Here is a 25408-nt window from a genome sequence, read left to right on the forward strand (position 1 = left end):
CGGGCCTGGGCCCGCAGGCGGCGGGGCCGGCCGGAGGCCGGGATCCCGGGGGCCGACGCCCCGGAGGCCGGGATCCCGGCGGCCGCACCGCCCGCCGTCACCAGCCCCGCAGCACCCGCAGCAACGGCTCCAGCGACGCGACGACGTGCCCGGCACCGGCATCCCGCAGAAGCTTCCCCTTCCGCTCGTTACGCGCGTAGCCGAGAAAGGGCACGCCTGCGTCGTTCGCGGCGGCGAGGTCGGACGGCGAGTCGCCGATCATCAGGGCCGCCGAAGGGGCGGAGCCCGTCGCGGCCAGCGCCCGGTTGAGACAGTGCGGGTCGGGCTTGAGGAGGTGCAGCTCGGTCGTACGGCCGTAGATGTGGGGGGTGAAGCAGCCGGTGAGGCCGCGGTCGTTCAGGTAGGTGCGGACCACCTTCGGGGAGTTGTTGGTGGTGATGGCCAGCCGGGCGCCCACCGCGGTCCAGGTGCGTATCAAGGGGTCGGCGTAGGCGGTGGGCAGCGCGGAGCCGGCGGCCCGCAGCTCCTCCTGGGTGAGACGTTCCTCCAGCTCGGTCACGAGGTCGCTGCCGGGGTGCCGTAGGTCCACCGCGCGCAGCACCTCGTGCGGGTCGAGCGAGTCCCGCTCGGAGTTGCTGAGCAGGTTGTTGAGCCCGCGCCCGGCCAGCCAGTCCACCAGCTCGGTCGCCACCCGTTCGGCCGTGTGCCGCGCGAACAGACGGCAGATCGGCCCGTCGAAGTCCCACAGGACCACCCGGGCACCCTCGATCAGACCCCGGAGCTCGTCGATCTCGTCCGCGGTCCGCCTCGCGGTCCCTTCGGTCCGCGTCGTGTCGGTCTGCGTCGCATCGGTCTGCGTCGTCGCATCAGAAGTCACTAGGAGAGTGTCAGGTCCGTGGTGATGGTTTCCCAGAGGGCGTCGAACCACTTCTGCGATTGCTCCACGAACGCCGCGTCCCGCTGCCCGGCCCGCTGCTCGAAGGAGAACAGCAGGGACTCCGAACCGAGCGTGTCGTACATCTCCAGCGTCCCGCTGTCGGTGGGCTCCGCGCGGCGCGTGACCATGTAGTGCGCGAACAGCGCCTCGACCCCGTTGAGCAGGTACAGCTTGACCGGCGGGGTGAACGGCAGCGCCCGGAAGGTGATATGGACGTCGATGTCGTGGGTGCCGCGCAGCGCCTGGAGGTTGTACTGCAGGACCTGGCCCTGGGCGTTGCGCATGGCCAGCCAGCGCTGGTGCACGGCGTGGTCCTCCTCGCTGCCGGCGTCGACCGAGACCGGGAAGGCGAGGTTGATGTCGCGGGACGGCAGCAGGATGCGGGCGTCGATCCGCTCGGGGCGCAGCCGGCCCTCGTGGACCAGGCGCAGCGGCTCGCCGAGCGCGGGGATCAGGCTCTGCGCGGTCAGGCAGACGGCGTCGATGCGCACGTGCGGTGCCGCGAAGGCCTCGGTCAGCCGGGGCGCGAGCGCCACCATGGTCGGCTGCGGCTCCCCCCGCTGGGTCTGCGGCTCGGCGACCCGCGGCGGGCTGCCCTTGCTGACGTCGGCGAGCAGCCCGTCCTCCTGGAGCACCCGCAGCGCCTGGCGTACGGCGCCCCGCTCCACGCCGAACTCCCCGGCGAGCTCCGCCTGGGTGGGCAGCCGCTCGCCGGGCTGCAGCTCACCGGTGCGGATCCGCTCGCGCAGGGTGTCGGCGATCTCGTGGGGCGTGAGCCTCCTGCTGCCGTTCACTGCCACATGCTCCTGGGTCACGACCAAACGCTACAACTTTGATCCATCTATGAGGAGTTGCCGAGAAGTTGTTTATGAACTCGGACCAAGTGGGGACAACTTAGATGGAGTTGGTTGCCAACTTTTCCGAGTTGGCCAATCTTCTGAAGGGGGAACCGCGTGCCCGCCCTCGCTCTCCTCGTCGAGCAACTCGTCCAGTGGAAGTTCGGTCTCGCCGGCGCCGTCGCACTGCTTCTGATCTCCGTCGGCATCGAGACCAAGAGCCACAAGGCCCTCTCCGCCGGCGCCGTCCTGCTCGCCGTGCTCCTCGCGGGCCCGGCGCTGTAAAGCCTCACCAGCCCTAGGAACTGAGCAGAAGATCCGAACTGATCGTCTCCCACAGCGCGTCGAACCACAGCCGCGACTGCTCCACGAACGCGGCGTCGCGCTCCCCGGCACGCCGCTCGAAGGCGAACAGCATCGAGCGGGTGCCGTCGGCGTCGTACAGCTCCAGATGCTCGTGCTCGATCTCCCGCTCGCGGCGCTTGAGCGTGTAGTACGCGAACAGCGCCTCGGAGTCGCCCAGCAGATACAGCTTGACCGGCGGGGTGAACGGCAGGGCGCGGAAGGAGACCCGGACGTCGACGCCGTGCGTGGTGAGCAGGGCCAGCAGGTTCTGCCGCAGCACCATGCCCTGGGCGTTGCGCTGGGACAGCCAGCGCCGGTGCAGCAGGCCGTGGTCGTCGGCGGCCACCGGGGCCGGGAAGGCGAGGTCGATGTCCCGGCTGGGCAGCAGCACCCGGACGTCGATCTTGGCCGGTTTCAGCCGTCCCGCGTGGATCTGCCGCAGTGGCTCGCCGATGGCCAGCGTGAGCGAGACCGCGGTCAGGCAGAGCGCGTCGATGCGCACGTGGGGGGCGGCGAAGGCCTTCGCTATCCGGGGTGCGAGGCCGACCATGGTGGGCTGGGGCGGCGCGGTCGGTCCGGCCGGCAGCCGGGCAGGTCCGGGCGCCGCCGCCACGGTGGCCGGGCTGCCTTTGGACACGTTGGTGAGCAGGCGCTCCGACTGCAGGATGCGCAGGGCCTGGCGCACGGCACCGCGTTCGACGCCGAATTCGACGGCCAACTCCGCCTGTGTGGGCATGCGCTGGCCCGGCTGCAGCAGCCCGGCCCTGATCCGGCTGCGCAGTTCGTCGGCGATGTCGCGATGGGACGCATGGGGCCGCTGTGACCTCGTCCGTCCACTGGCGGAGGCGTGCTCCGGGTCCATGGACAAACACTACAACTTCCCGCCAAGTTCCATCAGTTCGCCGATAGCTGGTTATGAGCCGCTTCCTAGCGGACATAAGTACGGTGAAGTTGGCTGCCAACTTGCATGACATGGTCAAGCTTCCCAGTGGTTGGCCGACCGGGCTCCCTTCCGGAGGGGAGCCGGGAGCCCGGGCAGGGGACGGCCACCGAAGCGCACAGTCACAACTGAACACGACATCGCACAGCCACAACTGAACATCGCTGCACAGCCACAACTGAACAGCTCGCTACGGATGCACAGTCGGAAGTCGCCGGGAGAGGGGAGCGGTCAGAAGACGTCCGGGCACCACGGCCGCCCGGGCGAACGGAACAGGGCGTCGGCCTTCCGGGCGGCGCCCTCTCGTTCTTCCCGCACCCGGCCGAGCGCCGTGAGCCGCAGCACCGACTCGCCGCCGAGCCACACCGACGCCAACTCGCGGACGTCCAGCGTGAGATCGGCGCCCTCGGTGCCCGCCGGCACACAGCAGGCCCCCTCGGGCGAGGCTTCCAGCCGGAACCGGCCCCCGGCCAGACCGGCGTCGTCCACGACCTCCAGCACCAGCGTGCCCGTCCCGTCGTACGTCCGCGCCTGAAGGGCCCGTACGACGTCCAGGATCCGCACCCACAGCCAGTCCGCGTGCCCGGTGATCCGGGCGGCGCGCGGATCGGGGAGGTAGCACGGCAGCAGGTCGTCGGGGCCGCGGAAGCCGCTCTTGACCTTCGTGATCCAGTCGATGGAACACAGGTAGTGCCACAGGGCGCGCTCGGCCGCCGGGGTGATGGCGGTCAGCTTGAGCACGCTCGCGGTCTGGTCCGGCTGCTTGCCGTTCCAGGTGTCGTCGGACTTGTACGCCACCAGGCCCTGCACCTCGCCGTCGGCCGCGCGGTGGACGGCGTGGAACGGCTCGGTCCAGTCGGCGCGGTAGCGGACGGCCCCGGTGCTGGCCTGCCACCACAGCTCGTCCCGGCTGACCGCGCCGGGCTGGGCACGCCTGAACCGCTCGTAGAACTCCGGGCCGAGCTTGCGGACCTCCGCCCCGTCCACCAGGTCGATACGGCCCCCGTCGTCCGGGCCCGACCAGCGCGGATCGAGGCCGGCCCGGGGCACCTCGACGGTCCACTGGGTCGACCAGGTGGCGGGGCCGAAGCCGTAACGGCCGTAGATCGGGTACTCGGCGGCGATCAGGGTGGCGACCACGTCGCCGCGTTCCTTCGCCGCCGCGAGGTCCTGGTTCATCATGCGCGTGAGCAGGCCGCGGCGGCGGTGGGTGGGGCTGACGGAGACGTTGGTGATCGCGTCCGCCGGGACCAGGCCGCCGCCCACCGCGGTGAGCTCCTGCGCGAAGGACCGGAAGGTGGCGACACACCGGCCGCCGTCGAAGGCGCCGAGCAGCCGGCCCGGCACGAACTGCAGGCGCCGGGCGTCGAGTTCCTCGGGCGTCAGGGCGGGTGGCTGCAGGAACCCGGTGGCCAGCGCGCGCTGCCAGTCCTCGAAATCGGCCTCGGTGACGATCCGGACGTCGCTCATGGGGCCACGGTAGGCGGACCGGCTGCCACCTGTCGTCACGTTTTCCGCAGGCAGCCACCAGCCTCACGTCAGCAGATCGTCGACCTGCGCCTCACCCACCCGGTACCGCCGGGCGATCTCCCCGCTGCAGTCGTCGGCCGTCCGCTGCAACCGCTGGCGGCGCCGGGAGACCTCCTGCTCGTAGCGCACCAGCCGGCCCATCGCGGCGGTCAGTTCCAGGTCGGTCCGCGCCTGCAGGTCCGACAGCTCGACCTCGGCGAGCATCTCGGCGGCCAGCTGCCGGTACTCCTCGTTGTGCGGGGTGCCGAGCGTGACATGGCGGGCCGAGGAGCGGTGCCGGGCCGGGGCGTCCTTGAGGATCTCCGGGAGCCGGTCGACCACGGAGCCGTCCGCGGGCGCCGGCACGGACGCGCGGCCGCGCCGGCACAGCTCCGCGCGCAGGATGTCGATCCGCCCCTGCAGCAGCCGCCGTACATAGCTGAGGTCCGCCTCGTCGCGCTGGGCGTCGCGGCGCAGCGCGCGCAGCTCCGGCAGGCTGAGCCGGGCCAGTTCGGGCTCGGGCGGCTCCACGGGCAGCGCGGGGCCGGCCGGGGCCGCCGGGGTGGGCGGCGTGTCGGCGCGCTGGGCGGGCGGCCGGTACGTCCCCTGTGCCCCCAGCCGCCCGCTGGTACTCGGTGTGCTCATGTTGCCTGTGACCGTCCCCTCGACCGGCGTGTGCAAGCATCGTGCCACCCCAACCGGCCGCTATGTGACCGAGTGCCCCCGAACGGCCCCAGATGGGCGGTAAGAGATCCATATTGGACCCCCTGTGACCGCGTACCGGGCACCCGGCATGATGGTCCGCATGCGTGCGGTGGTGCAGAGAGTGGACGGCGCGAGCGTCGTCGTGGACGGAGAGACGGTCGGCGCGATCGAGGGCGAGGGGCTGTGCGTCCTGGTCGGGGTGACCCACGAGGACACCAAGGAGAAGGCGGCGCAGCTGGCCCGCAAGCTGTGGTCGATCCGCATGCTGCAGGACGAGAAGTCGTGCAGCGACATCGACGCCCCGCTGCTGGTCATCAGCCAGTTCACGCTGTACGGCGACGCGCGCAAGGGCCGCCGGCCCACCTGGAACGCCGCCGCCCCCGGCGATGTCGCCGAGCCGCTGGTGGACGAGGTGGTGTCCCGGCTGCGGGCACTGGGCGCGACGGTGGCGACGGGGCGGTTCGGCGCGCGGATGCGGGTGTCGCTGACGAACGACGGACCCTTCACGGTGCTGATCGAGGTCTGAGACGGCACCGGGACGGCTGGTTTGCCGGACGGCCCGGCCGGGATACCCATGGCGCGTGATTCCCACCAAGGTCGATGACACCCTGCCGGAGCTGGCGCCCTTCGTCCACGCCGTGCAGGCACGCAGGCCCGACGACGGCACATGGTGCGAGGCGTGGACGGTGCGGGACGTCCTGATCCACCAGACGGGCAATGCCGAGCAGCTGGCCCGGGTGCTCCAGGCGTTCCTCGACGGATCGCCCGTGGAGACCCGGGGCTTCGACCGCGAGGCACCCTTCCGGCGGCTGTCCGACTCCGAGCTCTGGGCGACGTTCCTGAACCGCTGCGAACGGCTCACCGAGGTCGCCGCGGCCGCCGCTCAGGACCTGCCGCCGGACACGGAGGTGCGGTGGACCGGCCGGACGGTGACGGTCCCCTTCTTCGCGGAGCACATGCGTGAGGAGCTGATCCTGCACCGCTGGGACCTGACCGGCGACGACCGGACGGCGGTGCGGGCGCTCGAGGAGCCGTGGATGACCGAGCACAGCGTGGTGTCGGTCGGCCGGCCGCTGCTCGCGCGCGGCGGCGCCGGGCTGGACCTGGGAGCGGGCGGACGGGTCGAGGGCCGCCTGCGCACCCCGGGCACGGACGACATCGTGGTGGCCGCCGACGCGGACGACCGCAGCATCCGGTTCGCGGCCCCCGAGGGCCCCGCCACGATCGAGAGCGACGCGGCCACCCGCGTCCTGCTGCTGTGGGGGCGGCGCCCGGCCGATCCGTCGCGCTGGCACAGCGAGGCCGGCCCGGAGGCGCTGCGGGCTGTACGAACCCTGCTGAGCGGCTACTGACGCCGCTGGACCAGCGCGCCCGCGGCCGTACGACTACGGCTCGACCACGACCTCTTGCGCCGCCGCGGTCTCCCCGGCGATCAGCCGCGCGTCCACCGGCACGTTCCGCTTGACCAGCGCCAGCGCCACCGGTCCCAGCTCGTGGTGCCGTACCGACGTCGTCACGAAGCCGATCTTGCGGCCTTCCGGGCCCTCGTCGGCGAGCCGGATCTCCGTGCCCGGCACCGGCAGATGGACCTCGCTGCCGTCCAGGTGGAGGAAGACCAGGCGGCGCGGCGGCTTGCCCAGGTTCTGGACGCGGGCGACCGTCTCCTGGCCCCGGTAGCAGCCCTTCTGCAGGTGCACGGCCGTGCCGATCCAGCCCAGCTCGTGCGGGATGGTCCGGTGGTCGGTCTCGAAGCCGAGCCGGGGCCGGTGCTGCTCGACGCGCAGCGCCTCGTGGGCGAGGAGGCCGGCGGCGGGCCCGTGCGCGGCCGCGAAGGACTCCAGGTCCTCGCGGGGCAGGAAGAGATCACGGCCGTACGCCGTCTCGCGTACGACGACGCCCTCGGGCGCCTCGGCGATGGACCCGGCGGGCAGGTGGACGACCGCGAAGTCGGCCGTCCGGTCGGCGACCTCCACGCGGTAGAAGAACTTCATCGACTCCAGGTACGCGATCAGCGCGTCCTGGGTCCCGGGTTCCACATGCGCCCAGACGGTGCTGCCGTCGTCCACCAGGTACAGCGCGTGCTCGATGTGCCCGTGCGCGGAGAGGATCAGCGCCTCGGTGGCCTCACCGGCCGGCAGGTCGCTGACGTGCTGGGTGAGCAGCAGGTGCAGCCAGCTCAGCCGGTCCTCACCGCTGACGGTGACGACACCGCGATGGGACAGGTCGACGAAACCGGTGCCGTCGGCGAGGGCGCGCTGCTCGCGGAACAGGTCGCCGTAGTGGGCGGCGACGCCTTCGTCCACACCCTCGGCGGGGACGGCGCCGGGCAGGGACAGCAGAGGGCTCTTCATACCGTCAGCCTACGACGTGGTAGTTGAAGTCTTCAGCGAACAGTCCTTGCACCGGCCGAAGATCGCGAAGTGCTTCATGTCGGTGTCGAAACCGAACTGCTGACGCAGCTTGGCGGTGAACTCGGCGGCCACGGCCACATCGGCCTCGATCACGTTCTCGCAGTCGCGGCACACCAGGTGCAGATGGTGATGCCGGTCGGCGAGGTGATACGTGGGCGCACCGTGCCCCAGATGGGCGTGGCTGACCAGGCCCAGCTCCTCCAGCAGCTCCAGCGTCCGGTAGACCGTGGAAATGTTGACCCCCGACGCCGTCTTCCTCACTTCGCCGAGGATGTCGTCGGGGGTCGCGTGCTCAAGGGTGTCCACGGCTTCCAGGACAAGCTGCCGCTGCGGCGTCAGCCGGTAGCCGCGCTGCCTGAGGTCGCTCTTCCAGTCGGTGCTCACCACACCAAAGAGTCTAGGACCACTCGGACCGGGCCACTTGGGGAAGACGGGCCTACTTGAAGAAGGCGATCCCGTCGTCCGGGAGGTCGTCCGGGAGGGCCTTGGCCCAGCGCTCGACGTCCTCCGGGGTGACGACCTTCTTCAGGTGGGCCGACATGTAGGGGCGCAGCTCGACCTCGGGGGTCTGCTTCTCGCCGACCCACATCAGGTCGCTCTTGACGTAGCCGTACAGGCGCTTGCCGCCGCTGTACGGCTGCGAGCCGGGGATGCGGGCCAGGGTGTCCGTGGCCAGGTCGATCTGCGGCTTCTTATCGGCCATCTCGCCGTACCAGATCTCGATGACGCCGTCGTCCCGGGTCATCGTCACCTCGACCTTGCGGCCGGAGTCGATCCGCCAGAAGCCGGACTCCGACTCCAGGGGGCGGACCTTGTTGCCGTCCTGGTCCAGCACCCAGGTGTGGGAGTGGTACTCCAGGAAGTCCCGGCCGTCGTGGGTGAAGCTGACCTCCTGCCCGAAGTTGCACTTCTGCGAGCCGGGGAAGTCGTGCACGCCCGCGCCGGCCCAGTTGCCGAGCAGGAAGGCGAGCGGGACCAGGTCCTTGTGCAGGTCGGACGGGATCTCGATCATGAGGGGAGGCTTTCCTGGATCTTTCCTGGACGTGGGGTCAGCGCTGGCCCTGGTACAGCTTCTTCACGGTCAGGTAGGCGAAGGCGAGCACGCCGACGCAGACCAGGACCAGCAGGGTTTCGAAGAAGATCTCCACGGGTGCTCCTTGAGCGAGGGTGTGGGCATACGACAGAGCCGGGGCCCAGCTTACGCGGCCGGGCCCCGGCTCTCTTTGCGAGGTGGTGCGTAGCGCCCCGTGGTCTCAGCCGAGCAGTTGCTGCTGCAGGACCACCGTCTGCTGGAACGGGATCTCCTTCGCACCGCCCGCGCGGGACTGCACCACGAGTGCGATGACGTCGCCGGAGGCGATGTAGGCCTGCCGCACCTGCTCGGCGCCGTACGGCTTCTGTTCGGCGAACTCCTCCACCAGGCCGTGCCCGTCGACGGCGGCCGTGGGGTACGACGCGTCCATCGCGTTGGAGGCGGCCCCGCGCAGGGCGAGCGTCGGATTCTGGTAGCCGGTGAACTCGTCCTGCTGGACCTCGCCTGCGATCAGGCCGGTCTCGAACTGGAGCAGGTAGATCCGGGTCCGGGTGCCGTCCGGCATGGTCCAGCCGCGCGCGGCGATGTGCCGCAGGCCGTGGTCGGTGAGCTCGCCCCGGAGGGTGTCCCGGTCGTCCTTGGACGCGTACTCCGCGAGGTACGCCTTCGGCTCCACCCATCCGTGGTCGCCGGCGAGCGCGGGATCGGCCTTGGCGCCCTTCGGCGCGGGCAGGACCAGCTTGCGCAGGTCGGCGTAGTGGACGGCGGCCTCGTTGCGGTGGGCGAACGGGGCGGGGCGGCCGGCGGGCAGCGGCGGCCGCACGATCCGCGGGTACTCCCAGCGGCCGTCCGGGCGGGTGGCGAGACCGGGGAGACCGGTGCGCTCCATCCGGGTGATGCCGTACGCCGTCGCCGTGCCGGCCACCGCGAAGACCACGAGGGCCGCGGTCCAGCGCAGGACGGCCCGCAGGACCCGGCGGTCTCCGGGCGCGGGCCGCGGCTCCTGCGGCACGGGCGTCTCGGGGACGGCGGGAATCTGCTGCTCGCTCATACGGCCATCCCCGGGTCCTTGTCCTTGATGCGGTCGAGCTGTCTGCCGATGAAGACGGCGATGGCTTTGGTGTCGAGCGGTCGGCTCCCGGCCACGTTGGCGGTGACGAGCACGTCGCCCACCGAGGCGGAGCAGACCATGCGGTCCATCTCCTCGCCGCTCACCTTGGGCATCCGGAAGCAGGCCGCGTTCTTGTGCCCCTTGATCTCCGGCCCCTTGGGGAAGATCCGCAGCGCCTTGAAGACCTCGTTCCGGCGGGTCGAGAGGTCGCGTACCGAGTCGCGGTTCGCCATCCGGACGAGCTCGAAGGTGAGCGTGAAGGGCTCGCCCTCGAAGGTGTCGAACCGGGCGTAGCTGCGCATCGCCAGGCCCTGGATGTGCTCCTTGTCGATCACCTTGCCCAGTGCCCGCCGGGTCTCCGGCGGCAGGTCGCGGAGCTCCTGCTTGCGCAGGGCGGTGGCCTGGCGTCCGCCGAGCGCGACATCGGGTCCGAACTCGTCGAGGTCCGGCCCCTGGACGTAGCCGTCGGACCCGACCTCGTACGGCATCAGCATGTCGCGCAGCCCCGAGGCGTCCTTGCCCCGCCGGCCGTCCCGGCCGTCCTCGCCGCCCTGGTCCTCCTTGGAGGCCTTGGGGAACTTCCAGACGGGCTTGCCGGGATCCCGGTCGGCACCGGCGACGGTCACGCCGGTGAACCCGGCCCCGCCGACGACGGCGAGGGCCAGCAGCGCGACGGCGACGATCCGGCCCACGGGCCGCCGGGCGGGGGCCGGTGCGGTCGGTGCCACGGGCTCGGCGGTTTCCGGGAGCGGGTGTTGCTCGGGTGACTCGTCGAGCGACTCGTTCACAGCTTGGCCACCTGTCGCTTCGCCAGTTCCATGATCTCGCTCTCGGGGACCGGCTTGGTGTCGCTGATCCAGATGTCCATGTAGATGTCACCGCGGGAGACGACGGCCTCGGCCGTGTACTGCGGCAGGTAGCCGCTCTTCCTCTCGGGCGTGCGGTGCACGAACACCATGCCGTCGCCGGTCCCGGGTATGGGCGAGCTGCCGGTGTTCGGCTCCCGCTCGGCCCAGTACCGCTGGTCCTCCACGTCCTGGGCGGCGGCCGCCCGCGACACCTGGTGGTACTGGGTCAGCTGTATCTCGACGTCGTGCGTGTCGCCGATCCGCCAGCCGGTCTGGGCGGCGCGCCGGAACTCGCGCTCCAGCTCCTGCTCGAAGACCCAGCCCGGCTTGTCGAAGGAGCTCGCGTAGTCGGCCAGGTCGATCCAGCCCTCGGCACCCCCGGCGTCCCGCGCGCCCTTGGGTCGCTTCAGCAGCAGCTTGCGCAGGTCGCCGTCGGTCTTCACCCGGCGGTCGTGCGCCGCCGACAGGGGCTCGACGGTGCCCTTGGCCTGCCGGACCACGGGCTGCGACAAAGAGGGCAGCTTCGTGGGCGGGCGTCCGGCCTGGACGACGTAGCCGGTGCACACACCCGCCACGACGCCCAGGGCGGCGGCCCCGGCGACCAGCGCGGCGGTCCGGCCGCGGCGCGGTCTCTCAGGTGGTTCCAAGACGTCTCCCTACGGAACGGGACGCGCGGATTCCGTCATCCGCGCGCACAGGAGACTCATGGAGTACGCATGGAGTTGTAGCGGAGTTCGATCATGATTCGGCGTTCGGCTTCACCGGCGGACGCAGCCCCCGGGCGCCCGTGCCGAAGCGGTGGGGCGGCCGGCGCTGGCCGCGAGGGCTTACGCTTCCGGCATGGCGAAGAAGCTCGTGATCAAGGTGACGGCCGGGGCCGATGCCCCGGAGCGCTGCTCGCAGGCGTTCACCGTGGCGGCGGTGGCCGTGGCCAGCGGTGTCGACGTGTCGCTGTGGCTGACCGGGGAGTCGTCCTGGTTCGCGCTGCCGGGGCGGGCCGCCGAGTTCGAGCTGCCGCACGCGGCTCCGCTGCCGGACCTGATCGAGTCGGTCCTGGCCGCCGGCCGCATCACCCTGTGCACCCAGTGCGCGGCCCGGCGCGAGATCACCGAGAAGGACGTGATCGAGGGCGTGCGGATCGCGGGGGCGCAGGTCTTCGTGCAGGAGACGCTGGCGGAGGACACGCAGGCGCTCGTCTACTGAGACGCCCGCGTCCAGAGGCAGAAGGGGTGCCCCGCGGGGTCGAACAGCACGCGGACGTCGTCCTGCGGCTGGTACGCGGCGAGTTCGGCCCCTTCCGCCACGGCCCGCGCGGTCTCACCTTCGAGGTCGTCGACCTCGATGTCCAGGTGCAGCATCATCCGCTGGTCACCGGGTGTGCGCGTGGGCCAGACCGGCGGGACGTACCCGGGTTCGGTCTGGAAGGACAGGCCCGTGCCGCCGCCGGGCGGGCCGATGAGGACCCAGTCCGGTTCCTCGGCGCGGACCACGTATCCGAGCAGGCGGCGGTAGAAACCGGCCAGCATGTGCGCGTCCGGGGCGTCGAGCACCACCGTGGACAGCCTCGTGGGCGACATGCGCTCCTTCCTACCGGGGCCCCTTCTTGCCGTCCAGCTCGTCCCACCACTCGTCGGACTGGGGATCGCCGGACGGGTCGTCCCACCAGCGGTCCTCCGGGCCCCGCCGGTTGGCGATCATCGCGGCGACCGGCGGGATCAGCATGGCCACGACGCACATGCCCACGGCCGCCGGGACCGACCAGATGCGCACCACTCCCCAGGCCAGGACGAAGAGCCCGATGCAGGTGCCCATCATGGCGAAGTAGATGTGCCGCCGCCGCGCGTACATAACACCAGGGTAGGCCGCGTCGTACCTGTCACAACTGATCCACAAACGCCGCCCGGGCGGCGCCCGCGGGGTTACCGTGGCGTAGCCGAAGACCGCTCTCGTCCCGGGGGAAACACCACATGCGCGCCCTGCGAATAATCCTGATCCTCGTCGTGATCCTGGGTGGGCTGTTCGTGATCGCGGACCGGGTGGCCGTGCACTTCGCCGAGGGTGAGGCCGCCGACAAGCTGCAGTCGACGGAGAACCTGGCCTCGACGCCGGATGTGAACATCAAGGGGTTCCCGTTCCTCACCCAGGTCGCGGGCGGATCGCTGGACGACGTCGAGGTCGGGATCAAGGACTACGAGGCCGCGACCGGGACGGCCGGCAAGACGATCCGGATCGACGATCTGCGGGCCGACATGAAGGGCGTCTCCTTCTCCGGCGACTACAGCTCCGCCACCGCGGCCAGCGCCACCGGCACCGCGACGATCTCCTACTCCGAGCTGCTGAAGACCGCCAGGTCCGAGCCGACCGAGGTGGCTCCCGGGGTCACCGCCCGGGTCGTCGGCCTGTCCGACGGCGGCAACGGCAAGATCAAGGTCATGGTGGAGGGCACCGTCTCGTCCCTGGGGATCAAGCGGACCGTGCCCGTGCTCAGCTCCGTGACCGTCGAGAACGACAAGGTGCGGGTGCACGCCGACTCGCTGCCCAAGCTCGGCGCCGCCGCGATCGCCGAGGGCCGTATCCGCCAGATCACCGACTTCCAGCAGGCCATCGACCGGCTGCCCGGCGGCATCAAGCTGGACAAGGTGCAGGCCGCGAAGGACGGCGTGGAGATCACCGTGAAGGGTTCCGGCGTCAGGCTGGCGGGGTAGGTCCACCGTCGGCGGACGGTCCGCAGAGCGGGATCGTCCGACTGGCGAGACAGGGTCGTCCGTACATCAGATGCGGAGACCCGCGCGAGCGTCCGGGAGGCCGTGGGGCGGCCACCGGGCGCTTTCTTGTCCCGCCATACGGACGATCGTGTCTCGTCATATGACACACCGGTGACACGCCCACCCGGACGTCCCTACGATCGAGCCCATGAAGCGACAGGCGGATCTCACGAAGCGGCGGGCAGTGGACCTGTGCCGCGTTGCCGCCATGCTCTGTCGCCCCTTCTGAGCGAAAGTCCCCGACTTCCGCATCTCACCGCCGCCCTGCTGGAAGGGCACCCGTGCGCCGCCCGGCCCTCACGAGCGCGCACCCCTGTACCCGCACACCCCGCCGCAACTGCCCCGGAGGAGAAAGAGCATGAGCCGCACCGACGTCCTGGTCGACGCCGACTGGCTGCAGGAGCACCTGGACGACCCGGCCATCGCCGTCGTCGAGGTGGACGAGGACACGTCCGCCTACGACAAGAACCACATCAAGAACGCGATCCGCATCGACTGGACCAAGGATCTGCAGGACCCGGTCCGCCGCGACTTCATCGACCAGGAGGGCTTCGAGAAGCTCCTGTCGGAGAAGGGCATCGCCAACGACCACACGGTGATCCTCTACGGCGGCAACAACAACTGGTTCGCCTCGTACGCCTACTGGTACTTCAAGCTCTACGGCCACGAGAACGTCAAGCTCCTCGACGGCGGCCGCAAGAAGTGGGAACTGGACGCCCGCGAGCTGGTCGACGGCACCGAGGTCCTGGAGCGCCCGAAGACCGAGTACAAGGCCAAGCCGCAGGACACCTCGATCCGCGCCTTCCGTGACGACGTCGTCGCCGCGATCGGCTCGCACAACCTGGTCGACGTGCGGTCGCCCGACGAGTTCTCCGGCAAGCTGCTCGCCCCGGCGCACCTGCCGCAGGAGCAGTCGCAGCGTCCGGGCCACGTCCCGAGCGCCAAGAACATCCCGTGGTCGAAGAACGCCAACGACGACGGCACCTTCAAGTCGGACGAGGACCTCAAGGCCCTCTACGCCGAGGAGAACGTGGACCTCGCCAAGGACACGATCGCCTACTGCCGCATCGGTGAGCGCTCGGCCCTGACCTGGTTCGTGCTGCACGAGCTGCTCGGCGTCGAGAACGTCAAGAACTACGACGGTTCCTGGACCGAGTACGGCTCCCTCGTCGGCGTGCCGATCGAGCTCGGCGCGGGCAACTGAGCCCACCCCCAACCCATCCCGACCGACCTCCCGGTCAGACCCCTCTGGAGAAACAGCATGTGCGGAGCGAAGGCCGGCGGCCCGGACGCCTCGACGATCAAGCCCGGTGAGACCACGATCCAGGGTCAGGTGACCCGCGACGGCGAGCCGGTGACGGGCTACGTCCGTCTGCTGGACTCGACCGGCGAGTTCACGGCCGAGGTTCCCACCTCGGCGACCGGTCAGTTCCGGTTCTACGCGGCCGAGGGCACCTGGACGGTCCGGGCGCTCGTGCCGGGCGCGACGGCCGACCGCACGGTCGTCGTGGCGGAGAAGGGCGCGCTGGCCGAGGTCGCCATCGCGGTCTGAACGGGCTTGCGCGAAGCAGCAGCACAGTGACGGTCGAAGGGCCGCATCCCTGGGGTTGGACGCCAGTGGGGGTGCGGCCCTTCGGCATGCGCGCTAGCGCGACTGACGTCCTTGCGCCAGTAACGACACGCTTGCCGTCGGGGTAGGTACTTGTCATAAGATCATCCAAAAGGTCTAGCGGTGTATCAACTCCCCTTTTTCTGCGGCGACTTGACGCCCCCTCGGTGAACGACGAACAGCGGACATACGCCGCAATTCCCCCAATTGGTGCACAAAAACCCAGTCTCCGGCCGTTTCCGACATGACAGCCATGGAGCTCGGCGAATACGTTCCATGTCGACCGGCCGATGAGTCGGCGTCTCAGAGACTGGAGAAGCACCATGAAGATCACTCGTTCCACCGCTCTCACTGCCGCCGCAGCGGCAGCCGCGGCCCTGGCGGCGACCGGCGTCACCTACGCGTCGGCCGCCTCCGCGCCGGAGGCGGCGCCGGCTGCCCGGCCGGCCGTCGCGCCGGCCGCCGCCGCACCTCTTGGTGGCGCCGGAGCGGGCAACAACAACAACGGCAAGGGCAACGAAGGCGGCCCTCGCGGCGGCGGTCCTCGCGGCGGCGGCCCCCGCGGCGGCTGGTGGGACGGAGGCCGCATCCAGATCAACGAGCGGTCCTACTCCGCCCACGCGGGTGACTGCATCACCGTGATCAGTGGCCTGGGCGCCAGGACGCTGAACATCCGCAACGACAGCCACCGGGTTGTCGAGGTGTTCCGCGGCGCGGTCTGCGACAACGGCGCTCCCGTCGCCACCGTCGGTCCCCACAGCCAGAGCGACGGCGTGCGCGTCCGCCGCGTGGAGGGCATCCACGTCAAGGACGGCGTCCTCGGCAGCTTCCGCGTGGTCGGTGGCCACGGCTGGGGCGGCTGGGGCGGCGGCTGGGGCGGCGGCGACGGCGGCTGGGGCGGCGGCGACGGCGGCTGGGGCGGCGGCGACGGCGGCTGGGGCGGCGGCGGCGACGGTGGCGACGGCGGCGACGGCGGGCGGTAACCCGCAGTCCGCTGCTGGCCCACAGCCCGCTGGTACCTCACAGCCCGCTGTATGAAATGGAGCCCCGGCCCGCCGGAATCGGGCCGGGGCTCCGGCATGTCCCCGTCCCCCGTCCGACGACGGACGGGACGCGATCGGGGCGGAACAGCTCTAACCGAGCGCCCTTCCCAGCACCCACACCACGGGCGCGGCAGCCGACAGCGGCAACGCCACCCCGGCCGTGAAGTGCACGAACCTCGACGGGTAGTCGTAACTGGCCACGCGATGACCGACCAGCGCGCACACCCCCGCAGCCGCGCCCAGCAGCGCGCCCTTCGCGCCCATCCCGGTCATCCCGCCCACGGCGATCCCCGCGCCGGCCGCCGCCAGCAGCGAGACCACGACCGACGCCGGCGTCGGCAGCGGCAGGGCCCGGGCCAGGACGGCCACCGCCACCGCCGCGGCGCCCACGGACACCGCGTGCGCGTCGGCGCCCAGGTACCCGGTGGCCAGTACCGAGAGGGCCGACGAGACGACCGTCGCCATCAGGCCGTACATCCGCTCGTCCGGCGAGGCGTGCGAGCGCAGCTGCAGGACCAGGGCCAGCAGGACCCAGACGCCGAGCGGGCCGAGGATCGCCGCGGGGGCGTGGTCGCGGCCGGCGGCCAGGACCGCCGCGTCGGCCGTCAGCCCGCCCAGGAACGCCAGCGCGATGCCCTGCCGGGCCGGCCACATGCCGTTCAGCCGGAACCAGCCCGCCGCCGTCACGCCCTGGAGCACCACGAGCGGCGCGAGGAGCGCGTACGAGGCGACCGGCGCCGCCGCGGCCAGCAGCAGCCCCAGCAGCGCGGTCAGCAGCGCGGGCTGCATACCGGGCTCGATGATCGGCGAACGGCCCTCCAGGCGCGCGCGCTGGGCATCCGTGATCCGGGCGTTCCCGGCGAGCGTGGCGGGGCCGTACTCAGGCTCGGACTCCGGTACGGCGTCCGGCGCGGGTGCGGCTGCCGGGGCAGGGTGCGGCTGCGGCTGAGGAGCAGCCGCGTACTGCTGCTGGTGCTGGTACTGCCCGTCGTACGGCTGCGGCGCGGGCGTCTGCACCGAGGCGTGCGTCTGCGTTTCCCAGGTCTGGCCCTGCCACTGCTGGGTGAGCTGGGGGTCGTAGCCCGGCTCCGGCTGCTGTGCGTACTGGTGGCCGTAGCCCGGCCAGGACTGCCGGTCGGGCTGGTGCTGGTGCTGCTGCTGATGTTGCTGCTGGTACGGGTCGTAGCCCTCGTACGGGCCGCCCTGATAGGGGCCCTGATACGGCTGGTCGCTCATCGCCTCACCCTCCTGCGAACGGCGGGAGCACCTCGACCGTGCCGCCCTCGGCCAGCCGTACCGTCTCATGCGCGCGGGTCCCGACGGGGTCGCCGTCGACGAGGAAGGAGCATCGCTGCAGCACGCGTGTGAGTTCACCGGGATGGCGCGCGCGCACGGCGGTCAGCGCGTCGGCGAGCGTGTCCGCGTCGTACGGCTCCTCGGCGACACCGGCCGCGGCCTTTGCGGCGGCCCAGTAGCGCACCGTGACCTTGGGCATCTGATTCCTCAATCGACAGCCTGAAAGAAACAAAGAGTGCTGCCAGGCTAGCCCGCCCTGACGGCCGCCCATTCCCCGATCCGGGCGAGCAGGGCGTCCTGGGCCGCGTGCTCCGCGTGGCCCATGCCCGCCTCCACCCAGAGTTCTCCGTGATCACCGGCCGCCTCGGCGAGCATCCGGGGGTGGTCGAGGGGGAAGTAGCCGTCGCGGTCGCCGTGCACGATCAGCAGCGGGGTGGGGGCGATCCCCGGGACCGCTTCCGTCGGGGAGAGCGGGACGGGATCCCACTCGCGGTGGTGGATGCGGGTGCGCAGGCCGTAGCGGCCGACCAGACGGCCCTCGGGGCGGGTGACCAGCCAGTGCAGCCGGCGCATGGGTGCCGTGCCCCGGTAGTACCAGCGGGCCGGGGCGCTGACCGAGACCACCGCGTCGACCGTGCCGGGCTCCAGGGCGGCGTGCCGCAGGACCACCGAGCCGCCCATCGAGAAGCCGACGGTCGCCACGCGCGCGTGCCCGAGGCCGCGCGCCCACGCGACGGCGGCGGCGAGGTCCAGGACCTCCCTGTCGCCGACCGTGGAGCGGCCGCCGGAGCGCCCGTGGCCGCGGAAGGAGAAGGTGACGACCGCGCCGTAACCGCGCAGGACGCCCGCCACCCGTCGTACGTGCGGACGGTCCACGTCCCCGGTGAACCCGTGGGCGACGACGAACACCAGGTCACGGGAGGCGGAACGGCCGGTGTCGGGATCGGATCCGGAGCTTTCGTATACGACGGCGCCCGGATCGTATACGGAATCGATCGGAATTCCGTCGGCGGTGCACAGAAACGTCCGGATAGGCGCCTGTCTGCGTGTCTCACGATTCGGACGAAAGGTGGAATGCGCCATTTGACCTGCCGAACGGTTCCTCATGTGGGCTATTCTGCTGGGCAGAGGACTCGGGCAGCGCAGCCCCCGGGTCCTTTTGTGCTTTCGGAAGCGTTGTATACGAAGCGGGAAACCTCAGGTGACCGCCGGTGTACGGGGCCTTCGGGATCGCAGAGCAGTGCCCGTCCGCACAGTCCTCGCAGGGACCGAGGAGGAACCAGACGTATGAGTTCTCTGCTGCTCCTGACCAACGCCCTTCAGCCGTCGACGGAGGTGCTCCCGGCCCTCGGCCTGCTCCTGCACAACGTGCGGGTGGCCCCGGCGGAGGGCCCCGCCCTCGTCGACACCCCCGGCGCCGACGTCATCCTCGTCGACGGCCGCCGCGACCTGCCCCAGGTGCGCAGCCTGTGCCAGCTGCTGCGTTCCACCGGCCCCGGCTGTCCGCTGATCCTCGTCGTCACCGAGGGCGGTCTCGCCGCCGTCACCGCCGACTGGGGCATCGACGACGTGCTCCTCGACACCGCCGGGCCCGCGGAGGTGGAGGCGCGACTGCGGCTGGCCATGGGCCGCCAGCAGATCGTCAACGACGACTCCCCGATGGAGATCCGCAACGGCGACCTCTCCGTGGACGAGGCGACCTACAGCGCCAAGCTCAAGGGCCGGGTCCTGGACCTGACCTTCAAGGAGTTCGAGCTACTGAAATACCTCGCCCAGCACCCGGGCCGGGTCTTCACCCGCGCCCAGCTGCTGCAGGAGGTGTGGGGCTACGACTACTTCGGCGGCACCCGGACCGTCGACGTCCACGTACGGCGGCTGCGGGCCAAGCTCGGCCCGGAGCACGAGTCGCTGATCGGCACCGTCCGGAACGTCGGTTATCGATTCGTTACGCCCGAGAAGGCCGACAGGGGCGACCGGGCCGGCGAGGAGGCGAAGGCGAGGGCAGAGCGGGCAAAGGTGGAGGATACGGACACCTCCGCCGCCCCTGACGGCTCCGAGATCCACGCCGACGTCTGACGCAGGCATGAAAGCCGTTCGGGCCGGGCATTGCTTCCGCACATCCAAGGGCTGATACGCCCTGCCCAGAACGGGTCAATCCGCGTAGACTCCGCGCGTGGCCAAGGTGACTCGGGATGACGTGGCACGGCTGGCTGGAACCTCCACCGCCGTCGTCAGTTATGTCATCAACAACGGACCCCGGCCGGTCGCCCCGGCCACGCGCGAGCGTGTCCTCGCCGCGATCAAGGAACTGGGGTACCGCCCCGACCGAGTCGCCCAGGCGATGGCCTCCCGGCGCACGGATCTCATAGGCCTGATCATCCCGGACGCCCGCCAGCCCTTCTTCGGCGAGATGGCGCACGCGGTCGAGCAGGCCGCCTCCGAGCGCGGAAAGATGGTCCTGGTCGGCAACACCGATTACATCGGTGAACGCGAGGTCCACTATCTGCGCGCCTTCCTCGGCATGCGCGTCTCGGGCCTGATCCTCGTCTCCCACGCGCTCAACGACCTCGCCGCCGCCGAGATCGACGCCTGGGACGCCCGGGTGGTGCTGCTGCACGAGCGCCCCGAGGCCATCGACGACGTGGCCGTGGTCACGGACGACCTCGGCGGCGCCCAGCTCGCCGTGCGCCACCTGCTGGAGCACGGCTACGAGTACGTCGCCTGCATGGGCGGTACGGCCGAGACCCCGGCCGTCGGCGACCCGGTCTCCGACCACGTCGAGGGCTGGAAGCGGGCCATGGCCGAGGCGGGCCTGTCCACCGAGGGCCGGCTGTTCGAGGCGCCGTACAACCGCTACGACGCCTACCGCGTCGCCCTGGACATCCTCTCCGGCCCCGAACGGCCCCCGGCGATCTTCTGCTCCACCGACGACCAGGCGATCGGCCTGCTGCGGGCCGCGCGGGAGCTGCGCATCGACGTGCCGGGCAAACTGGCGGTGGCCGGTTTCGACGACATCAAGGAGGCGGCGCTGGCCGACCCGCCGCTGACCACGGTCGCCTCGGACCGCTCGGCGATGGCCCGGGCGGCGGTCGACCTGGTGCTGGACGACGGGCTGCGGGTGCCGGGATCGCGGCGGGAGCGGCTGAAGACGTTCCCGTCCCGGCTGGTGGTGCGGACGAGCTGCGGCTGTGCGACCTGAGGCCTGAGCCTCACCGACAGGTCTTTATATCCGGCAAACGAGGTTCTGCCGGGCTTCTCAGCGAGCACTCAGGAAGCTCTCATGGTCACGGGGGAGGCTTCATGGCATGACCGAGAGCCAGGGTGCCTACACCCAGCAGCCCAGCAGCAGCTACTCCGCTCCCGTGAACCCCGAGTGGCCGCCCCCGCCGCCGTACGAGCCGGTGACGGCAGTGGCACCCGAGCCGAGGAAGCGGCGTAACCGGGGTCCGGTGGGCCTCCTCGCGGCCGTCGCGATCGTCGCGGCGGCGGTGGGCGGCGCCACGGCGTACGGCTTCCAGGAGCTGACCGGCAAGGACACGGTCTCCTCCGCCGGTGCGACCACGAACGTGGTGCCGACCGGCAAGCGCGGTGACGTCGCGGCGATCGCCGCCGCGGTCAGTCCGAGCGTGGTCGAGATAAACGCGGCCCTCGGCAACGGCTCCTCCACCGGCTCCGGCGTGATCATCACGTCGAACGGCGAGATCGTCACCAACAACCACGTCGTCTCCGGGGCGCAGTCGATCAAGGTGCGCACCAGCGACGGCACGAGCTACACCGCCGACGTCGTGGGCACCGACAGCTCCAAGGACCTCGCGCTGATCAAGCTGCGCGACGCCTCCGGGCTGCGGCCCGCCGCCCTCGGCAACTCCTCCGGCGTCCAGGTCGGTGACACGGTCATCGCGATCGGTTCCCCCGAGGGCCTGACCGGCACCGTCACCAGCGGTATCGTCTCCGCCCTCAACCGGGACGTGACCGTCTCCACCGACGAGAACCAGGGTCAGGGGCAGGGCGGCGACGGACAGTGGCCGTTCCAGTTCGGCGGCCGTGAGTTCAACGGCGACACGGGGTCGTCCACGACGACGTACAAGGCCATCCAGACGGACGCCTCCCTCAACCCCGGCAACTCCGGCGGCGCCCTGATCGACGCGACCGGCAACGTCATCGGCATCAACTCCGCGATGTACTCGTCGAGCCAGCAGTCCTCCTCGTCCTCGGACGCCGGCAGCATCGGCCTCGGCTTCGCGATCCCCGTCAACACCGTCAAGTCCGACCTGACCAAGCTGCGGGCGGGCAACAACAGCTAGCGCGTCAGCACTGCACCAGTCAGCAGGGAGTACGTCATGATCACCAAGGTTTCGCACCAGATCGCCGACCACGGTCCCGCCGCCCTCGCCCTGGCGCTCACGGTCACCCGGGACCTGCACGTGCCCATCCCGGCACCCCGCAAGCCGGAGTCGGCCCCGCGCGCGCCCGAGGTGGTCACACGGTTCCCGGAGTTGATGGGCCTGCGCACCGGCCCCGTCCGCACCCACCGCCGGAAGGTCCCACTGAACAGGCTGACCGCGGTACGTGCCTGACACCGGGGCCGGGCCTGGCCCCCTGAGGCCGGGCCCTACCCCTCGGGTTGGGCCCGGGCCCCCGGGGTTGAGACTGCCCCGGGGGTTGGGCCTGACCCCCTCCGGATTGGGCCTGACCCCGGGGTGAGAGGGCCCCCTGAGGCCGGGCCCTACCCCTCGGGTTGGGCCCGGGCCCCCGGGGTTGAGACTGCCCCCTCCGGGTGGGCCCGTCCTCCGGGGTTGGGCCTAGCCCCCGGGGTTGGGCCTGGCCCTCCGGTTTGGGCCTGACCCCGGGGTTGGCCCTGAGCTCCGGGTTGGGCCTGAGCCCGGGGTTACGCCTGAGCCGGGGGTTGTGCCTGAGCCCCGGGGTTGGGCCTGACCCCGGGGTTGGGCCTGAGGCCCAGGTTGGGCGGATCGGGCGGACTCGGATCGGGCGGACTCGGATCGGGCGGGCGGACGGCGGAACTGGGCGTGCCTCCGGTTCGGACCTGACGGCCGCCGGGGCCTGCCGCCGGATCGGGTCCGACCGACTTCGGGCCCGCCCCCCGGATCAGGCCCGATCATCGTCGACGGTGGTCAGATCCGGTTCCGGGACCGACGGGCACCTTGGGGGCCGGCCGGTCCCGGGACCGAATCCGACCGCCGTCGGGTCAGTCCCGGCGCCGGATCCGACCGCCGCCCGCACCGACACCGACCACCGACCACCGAAAGAGCCAACCCCCAGACCAGGTCCAACCCCGAGGCCGGATCCAACCTCCAGACGGGGTCCGCCCCCGAATCAGGCCCCGACCAGACCACCAACCGCAGCAGCCGCGAGCGGGCCAGCCCGGACCAGGCTCGACCACCACCCGCACCGACCACTGCCGGAGCCAGGCCCCCGGAACCGGACCCGACCACCACGCCCCACCGACCACCGCAAGAGCCGACCGCCGGACCGGATCCCGACCACCAACCGCGGCAACCACCGCCTAGGACTCGACCACCAACCGCAACAACCACCATGGAGGCCCGCCCGGACCAGGCTCGCCCACCACCCGCACCGACCACCGCAAGAGCCCCCACCGGATCCGACCCCGCCCAGGCCACCCGAAGGCCGAGACCGAACCCCCTGCCAAGGCGATCGCCGTCCGGGCCGACGCCCGGCGGGTCTGCCTCCCGAGGCGCCGGTCGTGGCAGGCTGAAAGGCAGCCGCGACGCAGCCGAGACGCAGAGCGACACCCCGTCCACCCCAACCACCGCACCCCGAGGAACCGCGAGCCATGAGCCCCGCCGAAGGCGACCGTGACCCCCAGCGCATCCTGATCGTCGACGACGAGCCGGCCGTACGCGAGGCGCTCCAGCGCAGCCTCGCCTTCGACGGGTACGACACGGAGGTGGCCGTCGACGGCGCGGACGCGCTGGAGAAGGCGACCGCCTACAAGCCCGACCTGGTCGTCCTGGACATCCAGATGCCGCGCATGGACGGCCTGACCGCGGCCCGCCGCATCCGCGGGGCGGGTGACACCACCCCGATCCTCATGCTCACGGCCCGCGACACCGTCGGCGACCGGGTGACCGGCCTCGACGCCGGCGCCGACGACTACCTGGTCAAGCCGTTCGAGCTGGACGAGCTGTTCGCCCGTATCCGCGCCCTCCTGCGCCGCAGCTCGTACGCGGCCGCGGTGTCCGCCGAGGCCCAGGAGGACGAGGCGCTGACCTTCGCCGACCTGCGCATGGACCTCGCGACCCGTGAGGTGACGCGGGGCGGCCGGCAGGTGGAGCTGACCCGCACCGAGTTCACCCTCCTGGAGATGTTCATGGCGCACCCGCGCCAGGTCCTCACCCGCGAGCAGATCCTGAAGGCGGTCTGGGGCTTCGACTTCGAGCCCTCCTCCAACTCCCTCGACGTCTACGTCATGTACCTGCGCCGCAAGACCGAGGCCGGCGGCGAACCGCGCCTCGTGCACACCGTGCGGGGCGTGGGATACGTCCTGCGGCAGGGCGGCGCCGAGTGAGCAGGCTGGTACGGCGCTACCGGACCCTGCCGATCAGGGCCCGGCTGGCGATGCTGGTCGCGGCGGCGGTGGCGTTCGCCGTGGCGGCGGTCTCGGTGACGTGCTGGTTCATCGTGGAGGGAAGGCTGTACCAGCAGGTCGACGACGAGCTGGAAAAGGCGATGGGCGGGCCCGGGCAGATCCAGCAGGCCTACATCGCCCTCAACGACTGTGTCGACACTCCGCAGCGCACGTCCCCCGGGTACCAGTTCCAGGACAGGTACTCGCAGGTCGTCACCGACAACGGCACGACCTGTCTCGTGGGCAACTCCCCGGACAAGATCAAGGTCACCCAGGCCGACAAGGACGAGATCAAGGCGGGGGACATCCGGCACCTGTACTTCCGCAACGGCACCGACAGCAAGGGCAACGACCTCCGGGTGGTCACCCGGCCGCTCGGCTCCACCACCGACCGGACCACGGGCCAGGCCGGCCCCAACGTCGGCCTGATCGTCGCCGCGAACCTCAAGGGCACCCACGAGACCCTCAACGAACTGGCGCTCATCCTCCTGCTCGTCTCCGGCATAGGAGTCATCGGCGCCGGCGCCGCGGGCCTCGCCGTCGCGCGGGCGGGCCTGCGCCCCGTCGACAAGCTCACCGAGGCCGTGGAGCACGTGGCCCGGACGGAAGACCTGACGGTCCGCATCCCCGTGGAGGACGACAGCGAGGACGAGGTCGCCCGGCTCTCCCGGTCCTTCAACTCCATGACCGCCTCCCTGGCCAGCTCCCGGGACCTGCAGCAGCAGCTGATCGCCGACGCCGGCCATGAACTCCGTACGCCCCTGACGTCGTTGCGCACGAATATCGAGCTCCTCACCCGCAGCGAGGAGACCGGCCGTCCGCTCCCGCCGGAGGACCGCAAGGAGCTGCTCGCCTCGGTGAAGGCGCAGATGACCGAACTGGCCGCGCTGATCGGCAACCTGCAGGAGCTGTCCCGCTCGGAGGGGCAGCGCGGCGAGCGGGTCCAGCTGGTGTCGTTCCAGGACACGGTCGAGGCGGCGCTGCGCCGTGCCCGCCTGCGCGGCCCGGAGCTGACGATCACGTCGGACCTGGAGCCCTGGTACGTCCGGGCCGAGCCCTCCGCGCTGGAGCGTGCGGTCGTCAACGTCCTCGACAACGCGGTGAAGTTCAGCCCCGAGGGCGGCACGGTCGAGGTGCGGCTCGCCGACGGCGTCCTGACCGTCCGCGACCACGGCCCCGGTGTCCCCGAGGACGAGCTCCCGCACGTCTTCGACCGCTTCTGGCGCTCCCCCAGCGCCCGTGCCCTGCCCGGCTCGGGCCTCGGCCTGTCCATCGTGGCCCGCACGGTCCAGCAGGCGGGCGGCGAGGTCACCCTGTCCCGCGCGCAGGGCGGCGGCACGGTGGCGACGGTACGGCTGCCGGGGGCGCCGACGCCGCCGCCGGAGACGACCGAGACCCTGGTCGGCTGAG

The 25408-nt window shown here is 71.3% G+C and carries 31 protein-coding genes; 15 read left to right on the plus strand and 16 right to left on the minus strand.

Going from position 1 to position 25408, the window contains the following annotated elements; all coding sequences use genetic code 11:
* Positions 1-97: 97 nt before the first annotated feature.
* The gene (locus ACIBJF_RS28195; protein WP_399177850.1) at positions 98-928 is read right to left on the minus strand and encodes an HAD family hydrolase; all 831 of its coding nucleotides are present in this window, start codon (positions 926-928) and stop codon (positions 98-100) included.
* Positions 877-1758, minus strand: a complete 882-nt coding sequence (locus ACIBJF_RS28200; RefSeq protein WP_399177852.1) for a winged helix-turn-helix domain-containing protein — start codon at positions 1756-1758, stop codon at positions 877-879. The genes ACIBJF_RS28195 and ACIBJF_RS28200 overlap by 52 nt, the downstream gene beginning before the upstream one ends.
* Before the next feature lie 132 nt (positions 1759-1890).
* On the opposite strand from ACIBJF_RS28200, the gene ACIBJF_RS28205 reads away from it, so the two are divergent.
* Positions 1891-2058, plus strand: a complete 168-nt coding sequence (locus ACIBJF_RS28205; RefSeq protein WP_399177854.1) for a hypothetical protein — start codon at positions 1891-1893, stop codon at positions 2056-2058.
* 13 nt (positions 2059-2071) lie between these two features.
* Here ACIBJF_RS28205 and ACIBJF_RS28210 read toward each other — a convergent pair whose 3' ends face one another.
* From ACIBJF_RS28210 to ACIBJF_RS28220, 3 genes are all read right to left on the minus strand, one after another.
* Positions 2072-2980, minus strand: coding sequence for a winged helix-turn-helix domain-containing protein (locus tag ACIBJF_RS28210; RefSeq protein ID WP_399177856.1), 909 nt, complete (start codon positions 2978-2980; stop codon positions 2072-2074).
* Between the two features lie 309 nt (positions 2981-3289).
* Positions 3290-4528: a GNAT family N-acetyltransferase gene (locus ACIBJF_RS28215; RefSeq protein ID WP_399177857.1), complete on the minus strand. Its 1239-nt coding sequence runs from the start codon at positions 4526-4528 to the stop codon at positions 3290-3292.
* Positions 4529-4591: 63 nt separating this feature from the next.
* Positions 4592-5212, minus strand: a complete 621-nt coding sequence (locus tag ACIBJF_RS28220) for an aerial mycelium formation protein (RefSeq protein WP_399177859.1) — start codon at positions 5210-5212, stop codon at positions 4592-4594.
* A gap of 160 nt (positions 5213-5372) precedes the next feature.
* Between ACIBJF_RS28220 and dtd the strand changes: the two genes are divergently transcribed.
* Positions 5373-5798 (plus strand): D-aminoacyl-tRNA deacylase, encoded by a 426-nt coding sequence (gene dtd, locus ACIBJF_RS28225; protein ID WP_351805233.1) that lies wholly within the window; start codon positions 5373-5375, stop codon positions 5796-5798.
* Between the two features lie 55 nt (positions 5799-5853).
* Positions 5854-6624 carry a maleylpyruvate isomerase N-terminal domain-containing protein gene (locus ACIBJF_RS28230; RefSeq protein WP_399177861.1) on the plus strand — a complete coding sequence of 257 codons (771 nt, stop codon included), beginning with the start codon at positions 5854-5856 and terminating at the stop codon, positions 6622-6624.
* 33 nt (positions 6625-6657) lie between these two features.
* Here the strand turns inward: ACIBJF_RS28230 and ACIBJF_RS28235 are convergent, their stop codons facing one another.
* The 6 genes from ACIBJF_RS28235 to ACIBJF_RS28260 all read right to left on the minus strand — a co-directional run bounded on the left by ACIBJF_RS28235 (position 6658) and on the right by ACIBJF_RS28260 (position 11322).
* Entirely contained in the window at positions 6658-7623 is a 966-nt protein-coding gene (locus ACIBJF_RS28235) for a YgfZ/GcvT domain-containing protein (protein WP_399177862.1), read from the minus strand.
* Between the two features lie 9 nt (positions 7624-7632).
* Positions 7633-8070, minus strand: coding sequence for a Fur family transcriptional regulator (locus ACIBJF_RS28240; RefSeq protein WP_399177864.1), 438 nt, complete (start codon positions 8068-8070; stop codon positions 7633-7635).
* 49 nt (positions 8071-8119) lie between these two features.
* A complete protein-coding gene (locus ACIBJF_RS28245) occupies positions 8120-8695 on the minus strand; it encodes an FABP family protein (RefSeq protein WP_399177866.1) in 576 nt (191 codons plus the stop codon).
* A gap of 241 nt (positions 8696-8936) precedes the next feature.
* Positions 8937-9767, minus strand: coding sequence for a hypothetical protein (locus ACIBJF_RS28250; RefSeq protein ID WP_399177867.1), 831 nt, complete (start codon positions 9765-9767; stop codon positions 8937-8939).
* On the minus strand, positions 9764-10615 hold the full coding sequence (locus tag ACIBJF_RS28255) for a hypothetical protein (RefSeq protein ID WP_399177869.1): 852 nt from the start codon (positions 10613-10615) through the stop codon (positions 9764-9766). Before ACIBJF_RS28255 ends, ACIBJF_RS28250 begins: the two co-directional genes overlap by 4 nt.
* Positions 10612-11322, minus strand: a complete 711-nt coding sequence (locus tag ACIBJF_RS28260; protein ID WP_399177870.1) for a hypothetical protein — start codon at positions 11320-11322, stop codon at positions 10612-10614. The genes ACIBJF_RS28255 and ACIBJF_RS28260 overlap by 4 nt, the downstream gene beginning before the upstream one ends.
* Positions 11323-11515: 193 nt before the next feature.
* Between ACIBJF_RS28260 and ACIBJF_RS28265 the strand changes: the two genes are divergently transcribed.
* On the plus strand, positions 11516-11878 hold the full coding sequence (locus ACIBJF_RS28265) for a DsrE family protein (protein ID WP_351805223.1): 363 nt from the start codon (positions 11516-11518) through the stop codon (positions 11876-11878).
* Here ACIBJF_RS28265 and ACIBJF_RS28270 read toward each other — a convergent pair.
* Together ACIBJF_RS28270 and ACIBJF_RS28275 are read right to left on the minus strand one after the other, a co-directional pair.
* Positions 11872-12252, minus strand: a complete 381-nt coding sequence (locus ACIBJF_RS28270; RefSeq protein ID WP_365334347.1) for a VOC family protein — start codon at positions 12250-12252, stop codon at positions 11872-11874. The two genes, ACIBJF_RS28265 and ACIBJF_RS28270, sit on opposite strands and share 7 nt — an antisense overlap.
* A gap of 10 nt (positions 12253-12262) precedes the next feature.
* Positions 12263-12523, minus strand: coding sequence for a DUF3099 domain-containing protein (locus tag ACIBJF_RS28275; protein WP_351805219.1), 261 nt, complete (start codon positions 12521-12523; stop codon positions 12263-12265).
* A 119-nt stretch (positions 12524-12642) separates the two neighbouring features.
* Between ACIBJF_RS28275 and ACIBJF_RS28280 the strand changes: the two genes are divergently transcribed.
* The 5 genes from ACIBJF_RS28280 to ACIBJF_RS28300 all read left to right on the plus strand — a co-directional run bounded on the left by ACIBJF_RS28280 (position 12643) and on the right by ACIBJF_RS28300 (position 16032).
* Entirely contained in the window at positions 12643-13380 is a 738-nt protein-coding gene (locus tag ACIBJF_RS28280; protein ID WP_399177871.1) for a DUF2993 domain-containing protein, read from the plus strand.
* 208 nt (positions 13381-13588) lie between these two features.
* Positions 13589-13669 (plus strand): Ms5788A family Cys-rich leader peptide, encoded by an 81-nt coding sequence (locus ACIBJF_RS28285; protein ID WP_350751515.1) that lies wholly within the window; start codon positions 13589-13591, stop codon positions 13667-13669.
* A 129-nt stretch (positions 13670-13798) separates the two neighbouring features.
* Positions 13799-14644: a sulfurtransferase gene (locus tag ACIBJF_RS28290; protein ID WP_399177873.1), complete on the plus strand. Its 846-nt coding sequence runs from the start codon at positions 13799-13801 to the stop codon at positions 14642-14644.
* 57 nt (positions 14645-14701) lie between these two features.
* The gene (locus ACIBJF_RS28295; protein WP_004000115.1) at positions 14702-14992 is read left to right on the plus strand and encodes a DUF1416 domain-containing protein; all 291 of its coding nucleotides are present in this window, start codon (positions 14702-14704) and stop codon (positions 14990-14992) included.
* 380 nt (positions 14993-15372) lie between these two features.
* Positions 15373-16032 (plus strand): hypothetical protein, encoded by a 660-nt coding sequence (locus ACIBJF_RS28300; protein ID WP_399177875.1) that lies wholly within the window; start codon positions 15373-15375, stop codon positions 16030-16032.
* Positions 16033-16182: 150 nt separating this feature from the next.
* On the opposite strand, the gene ACIBJF_RS28305 is transcribed toward ACIBJF_RS28300, so the two are convergent.
* From ACIBJF_RS28305 to ACIBJF_RS28315, 3 genes are read right to left on the minus strand one after another with little or no spacing between them, the layout of a single operon-like run.
* Positions 16183-17328, minus strand: coding sequence for a hypothetical protein (locus tag ACIBJF_RS28305; protein ID WP_399177876.1), 1146 nt, complete (start codon positions 17326-17328; stop codon positions 16183-16185).
* A 4-nt stretch (positions 17329-17332) separates the two neighbouring features.
* Positions 17333-17587 carry a MoaD/ThiS family protein gene (locus ACIBJF_RS28310; RefSeq protein WP_399177878.1) on the minus strand — a complete coding sequence of 85 codons (255 nt, stop codon included), beginning with the start codon at positions 17585-17587 and terminating at the stop codon, positions 17333-17335.
* Between the two features lie 47 nt (positions 17588-17634).
* On the minus strand, positions 17635-18471 hold the full coding sequence (locus tag ACIBJF_RS28315; protein WP_399177880.1) for an alpha/beta hydrolase family protein: 837 nt from the start codon (positions 18469-18471) through the stop codon (positions 17635-17637).
* Positions 18472-18675: 204 nt separating this feature from the next.
* Between ACIBJF_RS28315 and ACIBJF_RS28320 the strand changes: the two genes are divergently transcribed.
* From ACIBJF_RS28320 to ACIBJF_RS28345, 6 genes are all read left to right on the plus strand, one after another.
* Positions 18676-19464, plus strand: coding sequence for a response regulator transcription factor (locus ACIBJF_RS28320; RefSeq protein ID WP_399177881.1), 789 nt, complete (start codon positions 18676-18678; stop codon positions 19462-19464).
* A 97-nt stretch (positions 19465-19561) separates the two neighbouring features.
* On the plus strand, positions 19562-20587 hold the full coding sequence (locus ACIBJF_RS28325) for a LacI family DNA-binding transcriptional regulator (protein ID WP_366488423.1): 1026 nt from the start codon (positions 19562-19564) through the stop codon (positions 20585-20587).
* 106 nt (positions 20588-20693) lie between these two features.
* Positions 20694-21692: a S1C family serine protease gene (locus tag ACIBJF_RS28330; RefSeq protein WP_399177883.1), complete on the plus strand. Its 999-nt coding sequence runs from the start codon at positions 20694-20696 to the stop codon at positions 21690-21692.
* A 36-nt stretch (positions 21693-21728) separates the two neighbouring features.
* Positions 21729-21965: a hypothetical protein gene (locus ACIBJF_RS28335; RefSeq protein ID WP_351805201.1), complete on the plus strand. Its 237-nt coding sequence runs from the start codon at positions 21729-21731 to the stop codon at positions 21963-21965.
* Between the two features lie 1238 nt (positions 21966-23203).
* Positions 23204-23938 (plus strand): response regulator transcription factor, encoded by a 735-nt coding sequence (locus tag ACIBJF_RS28340; RefSeq protein WP_055706594.1) that lies wholly within the window; start codon positions 23204-23206, stop codon positions 23936-23938.
* Positions 23935-25407, plus strand: a complete 1473-nt coding sequence (locus tag ACIBJF_RS28345) for an ATP-binding protein (RefSeq protein ID WP_399177886.1) — start codon at positions 23935-23937, stop codon at positions 25405-25407. Before ACIBJF_RS28340 ends, ACIBJF_RS28345 begins: the two co-directional genes overlap by 4 nt.
* The last annotated feature ends 1 nt before the right edge of the window (position 25408 follow it).

Source organism: Streptomyces sp. NPDC050743, assembly GCF_044456925.1.
Lineage (GTDB): Bacteria > Actinomycetota > Actinomycetes > Streptomycetales > Streptomycetaceae > Streptomyces.

Excerpts from the sequence above, each read along its gene's own strand:
- ACIBJF_RS28210 (WP_399177856.1), bottom strand. The coding sequence starts at position 2,980 with ATGGACCCGGAGCACGCCTCCGCCAGTGGACGGACGAGGTCACAGCGG.
- ACIBJF_RS28215 (WP_399177857.1), bottom strand. The coding sequence starts at position 4,528 with ATGAGCGACGTCCGGATCGTCACCGAGGCCGATTTCGAGGACTGGCAG.
- ACIBJF_RS28220 (WP_399177859.1), bottom strand. The coding sequence starts at position 5,212 with ATGAGCACACCGAGTACCAGCGGGCGGCTGGGGGCACAGGGGACGTAC.
- dtd (WP_351805233.1), top strand. The coding sequence starts at position 5,373 with ATGCGTGCGGTGGTGCAGAGAGTGGACGGCGCGAGCGTCGTCGTGGAC.
- ACIBJF_RS28235 (WP_399177862.1), bottom strand. The coding sequence starts at position 7,623 with ATGAAGAGCCCTCTGCTGTCCCTGCCCGGCGCCGTCCCCGCCGAGGGT.
- ACIBJF_RS28245 (WP_399177866.1), bottom strand. The coding sequence starts at position 8,695 with ATGATCGAGATCCCGTCCGACCTGCACAAGGACCTGGTCCCGCTCGCC.
- ACIBJF_RS28250 (WP_399177867.1), bottom strand. The coding sequence starts at position 9,767 with ATGAGCGAGCAGCAGATTCCCGCCGTCCCCGAGACGCCCGTGCCGCAG.
- ACIBJF_RS28265 (WP_351805223.1), top strand. The coding sequence starts at position 11,516 with ATGGCGAAGAAGCTCGTGATCAAGGTGACGGCCGGGGCCGATGCCCCG.
- ACIBJF_RS28270 (WP_365334347.1), bottom strand. The coding sequence starts at position 12,252 with ATGTCGCCCACGAGGCTGTCCACGGTGGTGCTCGACGCCCCGGACGCG.
- ACIBJF_RS28275 (WP_351805219.1), bottom strand. The coding sequence starts at position 12,523 with ATGTACGCGCGGCGGCGGCACATCTACTTCGCCATGATGGGCACCTGC.
- ACIBJF_RS28280 (WP_399177871.1), top strand. The coding sequence starts at position 12,643 with ATGCGCGCCCTGCGAATAATCCTGATCCTCGTCGTGATCCTGGGTGGG.
- ACIBJF_RS28285 (WP_350751515.1), top strand. The coding sequence starts at position 13,589 with ATGAAGCGACAGGCGGATCTCACGAAGCGGCGGGCAGTGGACCTGTGC.
- ACIBJF_RS28290 (WP_399177873.1), top strand. The coding sequence starts at position 13,799 with ATGAGCCGCACCGACGTCCTGGTCGACGCCGACTGGCTGCAGGAGCAC.
- ACIBJF_RS28295 (WP_004000115.1), top strand. The coding sequence starts at position 14,702 with ATGTGCGGAGCGAAGGCCGGCGGCCCGGACGCCTCGACGATCAAGCCC.
- ACIBJF_RS28300 (WP_399177875.1), top strand. The coding sequence starts at position 15,373 with ATGAAGATCACTCGTTCCACCGCTCTCACTGCCGCCGCAGCGGCAGCC.
- ACIBJF_RS28305 (WP_399177876.1), bottom strand. The coding sequence starts at position 17,328 with ATGAGCGACCAGCCGTATCAGGGCCCCTATCAGGGCGGCCCGTACGAG.
- ACIBJF_RS28310 (WP_399177878.1), bottom strand. The coding sequence starts at position 17,587 with ATGCCCAAGGTCACGGTGCGCTACTGGGCCGCCGCAAAGGCCGCGGCC.
- ACIBJF_RS28315 (WP_399177880.1), bottom strand. The coding sequence starts at position 18,471 with ATGGCGCATTCCACCTTTCGTCCGAATCGTGAGACACGCAGACAGGCG.
- ACIBJF_RS28320 (WP_399177881.1), top strand. The coding sequence starts at position 18,676 with ATGAGTTCTCTGCTGCTCCTGACCAACGCCCTTCAGCCGTCGACGGAG.
- ACIBJF_RS28330 (WP_399177883.1), top strand. The coding sequence starts at position 20,694 with ATGACCGAGAGCCAGGGTGCCTACACCCAGCAGCCCAGCAGCAGCTAC.
- ACIBJF_RS28335 (WP_351805201.1), top strand. The coding sequence starts at position 21,729 with ATGATCACCAAGGTTTCGCACCAGATCGCCGACCACGGTCCCGCCGCC.
- ACIBJF_RS28340 (WP_055706594.1), top strand. The coding sequence starts at position 23,204 with ATGAGCCCCGCCGAAGGCGACCGTGACCCCCAGCGCATCCTGATCGTC.